This window comes from Bacteroides caecigallinarum, from assembly GCF_021531075.1.
Classification (GTDB): Bacteria; Bacteroidota; Bacteroidia; order Bacteroidales; family Bacteroidaceae; genus Phocaeicola; species Phocaeicola caecigallinarum_B.
On sequence record NZ_JADYTJ010000152.1, the window covers coordinates 1 to 541 of the forward strand.

A 541-nucleotide genomic window follows, 5' to 3' on the forward strand; every position below is an offset into this window, starting at 1 on the left:
TTGATCCGTGAATTTCCGAATGGGACAACCCGATATCCTGAAGGGATATCACCTTACGTTTGTAAGGGGCTAACGCAGGGAACTGAAACATCTTAGTACCTGCAGGAAAAGAAAATAACAATGATTCCCCCAGTAGTGGCGAGCGAACGGGGAATAGCCCAAACCAACAATGTTACGGCATTGTTGGGGTTGTAGGACCACGACGTTGCAAGAAATTTCGTGAGAAGAACGGTCTGGAAAGTCCGGTCACAGAGGGTGACAACCCCGTATTCGAAGCGAAACGAAGCATAGTGGAATCCTGAGTAGCGCGGAACACGAGGAATTCTGCGTGAATCTGCCGGGACCATCCGGTAAGGCTAAATACTCCCGAGAGACCGATAGTGAACCAGTACTGTGAAGGAAAGGTGAAAAGCACTTCGAACAGAAGAGTGAAATAGTACCTGAAACCGTGCGCCTACAAGCGGTCGGAGCTCTGCAAAGAGTGACGGCGTGCCTTTTGCATAATGAACCTACGAGTTACCGTGTCCGGCGAGGTTAAGGG

Annotated in this window: 1 rRNA gene; it reads left to right on the forward strand. The window is 49.9% G+C overall.

Annotated elements, in window-relative coordinates:
* Nucleotides 1–541 (forward strand): 23S ribosomal RNA (locus tag I6E11_RS14825); the annotation flags it as partial.